The sequence below is a fragment of the Kitasatospora sp. NPDC059795 genome (assembly GCF_042732175.1).
Taxonomy (GTDB): Bacteria; Actinomycetota; Actinomycetes; order Streptomycetales; family Streptomycetaceae; genus Kitasatospora.
In genome coordinates, this window is record NZ_JBHWID010000007.1 from 72,065 (window position 1) to 76,750 (window position 4,686).

Annotated in this window: 8 protein-coding genes; 6 read left to right on the forward strand and 2 right to left on the reverse strand. The window is 72.8% G+C overall.

The genetic code is table 11. From position 1 onward, the window contains the following. From ACFV4P_RS16320 to ACFV4P_RS16330, 3 genes are all read left to right on the forward strand, one after another. The coding region (locus ACFV4P_RS16320) for a chaplin (RefSeq protein WP_380472038.1) at positions 1-140 on the forward strand (140 nt) is incomplete at its 5' end. Between the two features lie 81 nt (positions 141-221). Beyond that, complete coding sequence (locus ACFV4P_RS16325; protein ID WP_380471547.1) at positions 222-584, forward strand: chaplin; 363 nt, start codon at positions 222-224, stop codon at positions 582-584. 111 nt (positions 585-695) lie between these two features. After that, a complete protein-coding gene (locus ACFV4P_RS16330) occupies positions 696-1,079 on the forward strand; it encodes a hypothetical protein (protein WP_380471549.1) in 384 nt (127 codons plus the stop codon). Positions 1,080-1,157: 78 nt separating this feature from the next. On the opposite strand, the gene ACFV4P_RS16335 is transcribed toward ACFV4P_RS16330, so the two are convergent. Continuing rightward, the gene (locus tag ACFV4P_RS16335) at positions 1,158-1,892 is read right to left on the reverse strand and encodes a hypothetical protein (RefSeq protein ID WP_380471551.1); all 735 of its coding nucleotides are present in this window, start codon (positions 1,890-1,892) and stop codon (positions 1,158-1,160) included. 325 nt (positions 1,893-2,217) lie between these two features. On the opposite strand from ACFV4P_RS16335, the gene ACFV4P_RS16340 reads away from it, so the two are divergent. The 3 genes from ACFV4P_RS16340 to ACFV4P_RS16350 all read left to right on the forward strand — a co-directional run bounded on the left by ACFV4P_RS16340 (position 2,218) and on the right by ACFV4P_RS16350 (position 3,510). Further along, positions 2,218-2,562: a rodlet layer protein gene (locus tag ACFV4P_RS16340; protein WP_380471553.1), complete on the forward strand. Its 345-nt coding sequence runs from the start codon at positions 2,218-2,220 to the stop codon at positions 2,560-2,562. Between the two features lie 147 nt (positions 2,563-2,709). Next, positions 2,710-3,057 carry a rodlet layer protein gene (locus ACFV4P_RS16345; protein WP_073807771.1) on the forward strand — a complete coding sequence of 116 codons (348 nt, stop codon included), beginning with the start codon at positions 2,710-2,712 and terminating at the stop codon, positions 3,055-3,057. Between the two features lie 195 nt (positions 3,058-3,252). After that, a complete protein-coding gene (locus ACFV4P_RS16350) occupies positions 3,253-3,510 on the forward strand; it encodes a hypothetical protein (RefSeq protein WP_073807769.1) in 258 nt (85 codons plus the stop codon). 72 nt (positions 3,511-3,582) lie between these two features. On the opposite strand, the gene hemB is transcribed toward ACFV4P_RS16350, so the two are convergent. Next, positions 3,583-4,563, reverse strand: coding sequence for a porphobilinogen synthase (hemB, locus tag ACFV4P_RS16355; protein WP_380471555.1), 981 nt, complete (start codon positions 4,561-4,563; stop codon positions 3,583-3,585). Between the last annotated feature and the right edge of the window lie 123 nt (positions 4,564-4,686).

Consider the following 4,686-nt stretch of genomic DNA (forward strand, 5'->3'; position numbering starts at 1 on the left):
CCGCCAACTCCCCCGGCGTGCTCTCCGGCAACCAGATCCAGGTCCCGGTCCACGTCCCGATCAACCTGTGCGGCAACTCGATCAACGTCATCGGCCTGCTGAACCCGGCCTTCGGCAACACCTGCGTCAACGGCGGCTGACCCGCCCCATGCCGTGCCGCGCCGCGCGCTCGAACCGGGCGGCGCACCAACTCCCCGCTGTGATCTAGGAGATCAACCCTCATGCGCAACTTCAAGAAGGCCGCGGTCCTGACCGTCGCCGCCGCCGGCCTGGTCCTCGGCTCGGCCGGTCTGGCCAACGCCTCCGCCGAGGCCGAGGGCGTCGCCGCCAACTCCCCCGGCGTGCTCTCCGGCAACCAGATCCAGGTCCCGGTCCACGTCCCGATCAACCTGTGCGGCAACTCGATCAACGTCATCGGCGCGCTGAACCCGGCCTTCGGCAACACCTGCGTCAACGCCGACGGGGGTGGCACCCCGCCCGCGCCCGTGACCGTGCCGACCGAGCCCGAGCCCCAGCAGCCGCCGGTCGAGGCCGAGCCCCCGCATCACCACCACCACCACGAGCCGGTCGAGGACTGCGACTGACCGGATCGGTCGATCGTCAACCCCGTGCAGACTGCCCCTCGGCCCACCGGCCGGGGGGCAGTGCGCGTCCCCCTTGCCCTGAAGTCCCCCTCACCTCAGAAGGAATGGCCGATGTCCCGGAAGACCACCGGCGCGCTGGCCGCGCTCGGCACCGCGCTGCTGCTCGGCGCCGCCACGGCGCAGACCGCACACGCCGCGACCGAACAGCCCGGCGGGCTCCCGCTGCCCGCCACCCACCTGCAGCCCACCGACGCCCAGGGGGCCCTCGGCGGCACCACCGCCGGGCTCGGCTACGCGATCGCCCCGGCGAAGGACCTGCGGCTCGACCCGTGGGCCGGCTCGTCCGCGGACCTGCTCAACAACGGCGTCGCGGTGGTCCCCGACAACGGCGTGGGCCCGGTCGGCACCGGCACGGTCACCGGCCCGCTGTCCGCCGGCGGCGGGGCCAAGAACCTTCCGCTGGCCGGACCGCTGCTGACCGCCCTGCCGATCTGAGCCCCGCCCGGCACACGGCGTACGGCGTACGGCCCGGCCTCCGCGAGGAGCTGCCGGGCCGTACGCCGTGACGGGGCGTCACATCTGCGACTGGTCCAGCGCGCCGGTCAGCGTCCCCACCGGGTTGGCCTGGCCGAGCATCTCGCCGGTGGTGGCGGTGGTCGTCTCGGCCAGCCCCTTCACCGACTGGGTGACCGAGATCTGGTCCTGCTCGCCGCCGAGCGAGGCCTTGGCACCCGGCACGGCCTGCACCGGGGCGGTCACCAGGTGTGGGTCCACCTTGTCCAAGGACAGTGCGGCGTCGGTCAGTTGACCGCTCTCGCCGCGCACGAAGGAGACCGGCTCGCCCAGGCCGACCGCCGGGCCGGCCAGGTTCAGCGGGGCGGCCGGCGCGTCCAGGCCCAGCGTGCCGAGCTTCGCCCCCGGGTCCGCCTCCGGCAGCGGCAGGGTGGCCTCCAGCGACGGGCCCAGCTTGCCGCCGTTCACGGCCGGCAGCACGTGCTCCGGGATCGGCCGGGTCGGGCTCTGGCCGGTGTCGGACGGCGGCAGCAGCGGCGAGGTCGGGATGCCGCCGTGGATCTCGCCGCCGTCCGCGAGCAGCGGCAGCGGCGACGCGGCCGTGCTGAGCGGAATGCTGAACGGCACCTCCTGGGTCGCCAGTCCGTCCTCTAGCGCGGCCACCTCGGTCGGCGTCTTCGGGGCCGCCTGGGACACGCCCTGTGCCGCCGCCACGCCGGCGCCGACCGCCAGCAGCAGGGCGCCCGCGGCCCGCTTGGAGAGCTTCATGGTGTTCGCCGTTCGTTCGATGTCCATTTGATTCGGCGCGCCGGTCATTCGATAGATCGGTACGCCGTTAATTCAGTACGCCGGTACGTCGGTCATTCCGTATGACTTCCGCGGCCACCGGTCGTACCGGCAGTACTTCGGGCGCGTCGCGCACATCCTGGCGAACGAGCCAGCACCTCCGGGGACAGCACCGGTTAACCGGAACGGCCTAATAATCCGACCGGCACGCTGGGAAACCGGTGATCCTCGACGAATTTTCTCCGCCCCCGTAACTTTCCTGTTCGCCATTCTTTGATCCCGACGACGACGGGGCAGCACCCCTCGAACGGCATTTCAGAGAGGTATCTCCACCATGCTCAAGAAGTCTCTGGCGGCCGCCGGTCTGGCCGCCGCCGCACTCGCCGCGGTGTCGACCCCCGCCGTCGCGATCGGCGACGCGGACGGCTCCGCCGCCACCATCCAGGGCAATGGCGGCACCAACTCCAGCGGCACCTGGGGCAACCACAGCCCGAACTTCCACTTCGCCGACAACCCGAACATCTGCCTGCCGGAGATCCACAACATCGGCGTGGCGGTGCTGGGCGTGGCCGTCCCGGTCGAGGTCGACGCGCTCAACAACGAGCCCAAGCAGACCTGTGTGGTCGGCCAGGGCACCGTCGGCAGCGGCGACGGCGGCGTCTCCCACCTGATCGGCTGACGCGCCGTCACTGCCCGGGCGCAGAGCGGCTTCCGCTCCGCGCCCCACTGCCCGCCCGGCCGTTCCCCCGGCCGGGCGGGGCCCCGGCGCGAGCCACGCGCACGGGCGCGCTGCTCCACTCCATCGGATCCGAAAAGGAATGACCCCATGATCAAGAAGGCTCTCGCCGCCGTCGGCGTCGTCGCCGCCGGCTTCGCCATGACCGCCACCCCCGCGATGGCCATCGGCGACGCGGACGGCTCCGCCACCTCCCTCCAGGGCAACGGCGGCACCAACGCGACCGGCACCCAGGGCAACCACAGCCCGAACAACCACGTGCTGGACAACCCGAACATCTGCCTGCCGGAGATCGACAACATCGGCGTCGGCGCCCTGATCGGCATCGTCGTCCCGATCAAGGCCGACGTTCTGGACAACCACCCGACCCAGACCTGCGACGTGGGCCAGAACACCGTGGGCAGCGGCGACGGTGGCGTCTCCCACCTGATCGGCTGATCTTTCCCGGTCACAGCCGACCGCCGGGTCCGGGGCCAGCCCCGGGCCCGGCGGTTCCGTGTCTCCGGCCGTACCCCACCCGTTCGTCCGCGGCGCGATCGGGTGATCGGAGCACCGGCGGGCGCGTGCAGCGCACCGCCAGCCGCACCCCCGTGTTGACGTAGTGACACCACCCGACGCAGAGAGGACCCTCCCATGAAGAGCAAGCTGGGCAAGGCCGTTGTCACCACCCTCGCCGCGCTCGCCCTGACCGGCATCGGCGCCCCGGCGTACGCGCACGTGGTCGCCGGCGGCGGCGGGCAGCTCGTCGCCACCGCCCACGAGCCCTTCCTCGCCGGTGGCGGCGGCGGCTTCGCCGGGACCGACCACATCTTCACCCTGGCCGGCGGCGGCGGCTGGGCCACCTCCACCGCCCTCGGCGGCGGCGGTGGCGGCGTCGCCGCGATCGGCTGACCTCGCGTCAACGCCGAAGGGCGCGGAACCGGTTGACGGTTCCGCGCCCTTCGGCACGTCCAGGAGCGGGCGTCAGCGCACCAGGCGGGCGGCCTCGGTGGCCCAGTAGGTGAGGATCTGCTCGGCGCCGGCGCGGCGGATGGAGGTGAGGGTCTCCAGGATGGTGCGCTCGCGATCGATCCAGCCGTTGGCGGCGGCGGCCTCGACCATCGAGTACTCGCCGGAGACCTGGTAGGCGGAGACCGGCACCGGGGAGGCGTCGGCGACCTGGCGCAGGATGTCGAGGTAGGCCATGGCGGGCTTGACCATCACCATGTCGGCGCCCTCGGCGAGGTCCTGCTCCAGCTCGCGCAGCGACTCGCGGGCGTTGGCCGGGTCCTGCTGGTAGGTCTTGCGGTCGCCCTTCAGCGAGGAGCCGACGGCCTCCCGGAACGGGCCGAAGAACGCGGAGGCGTACTTCGCGGTGTAGGCGAGGATGCCGACGCCCTGGTGCCCGGCGCCGTCCAGCGCGCGGCGGACGACCGCGACCTGGCCGTCCATCATCCCGGACGGGCCGACCAGGTGGACGCCCGCGTCGGCCTGCACCACGGCCATCTCGGCGTAGCGCTCCAGGGTGGCGTCGTTGTCGACCGAGCCGTCCGCGGCGAGCACGCCGCAGTGGCCGTGGTCGGTGTACTCGTCCAGGCACAGGTCGGACATCACGACCAGGGCGTCGCCGACCTCGGAGACCACGTCGCGGATGGCGACCTGCAGGATGCCCTCGGGGTTGGTGCCCTCGGAGCCGATCGCGTCCTGCACCTCGGGGACGCCGAACAGCATGATGCCGCCGACGCCGGCCTCGGCGGCCTCGACGGCGGCCCGGCGCAGGGTGTCGCGGGTGTGCTGGACGACGCCCGGCATCGAGGTGATCGGCTTCGGCTCGGTGATGCCCTCGCGGACGAACGCGGGCAGGATCAGCTCGGCCGGGTGGAGCCGGGTCTCGGCGACCAGGCGGCGCATCGCGGGGGTGGAGCGCAGGCGGCGCGGGCGGACGGACGGGAATTCGGCGGACACTTCGAAGGCTCCCTGAGTCACGGAAAAAGCGTCGGGGGGGGGGCGGGGGGGCACCCCCCCCCGCGGGCCACCGCTGTGTGGCTACGGGCGGTAGGGGCCGTGGCACGATGGGCCTCATGAGCG

Excerpts from the sequence above, each read along its gene's own strand:
- ACFV4P_RS16325 (WP_380471547.1), top strand. The coding sequence starts at position 222 with ATGCGCAACTTCAAGAAGGCCGCGGTCCTGACCGTCGCCGCCGCCGGC.
- ACFV4P_RS16330 (WP_380471549.1), top strand. The coding sequence starts at position 696 with ATGTCCCGGAAGACCACCGGCGCGCTGGCCGCGCTCGGCACCGCGCTG.
- ACFV4P_RS16335 (WP_380471551.1), bottom strand. The coding sequence starts at position 1,892 with ATGGACATCGAACGAACGGCGAACACCATGAAGCTCTCCAAGCGGGCC.
- ACFV4P_RS16340 (WP_380471553.1), top strand. The coding sequence starts at position 2,218 with ATGCTCAAGAAGTCTCTGGCGGCCGCCGGTCTGGCCGCCGCCGCACTC.
- ACFV4P_RS16345 (WP_073807771.1), top strand. The coding sequence starts at position 2,710 with ATGATCAAGAAGGCTCTCGCCGCCGTCGGCGTCGTCGCCGCCGGCTTC.
- ACFV4P_RS16350 (WP_073807769.1), top strand. The coding sequence starts at position 3,253 with ATGAAGAGCAAGCTGGGCAAGGCCGTTGTCACCACCCTCGCCGCGCTC.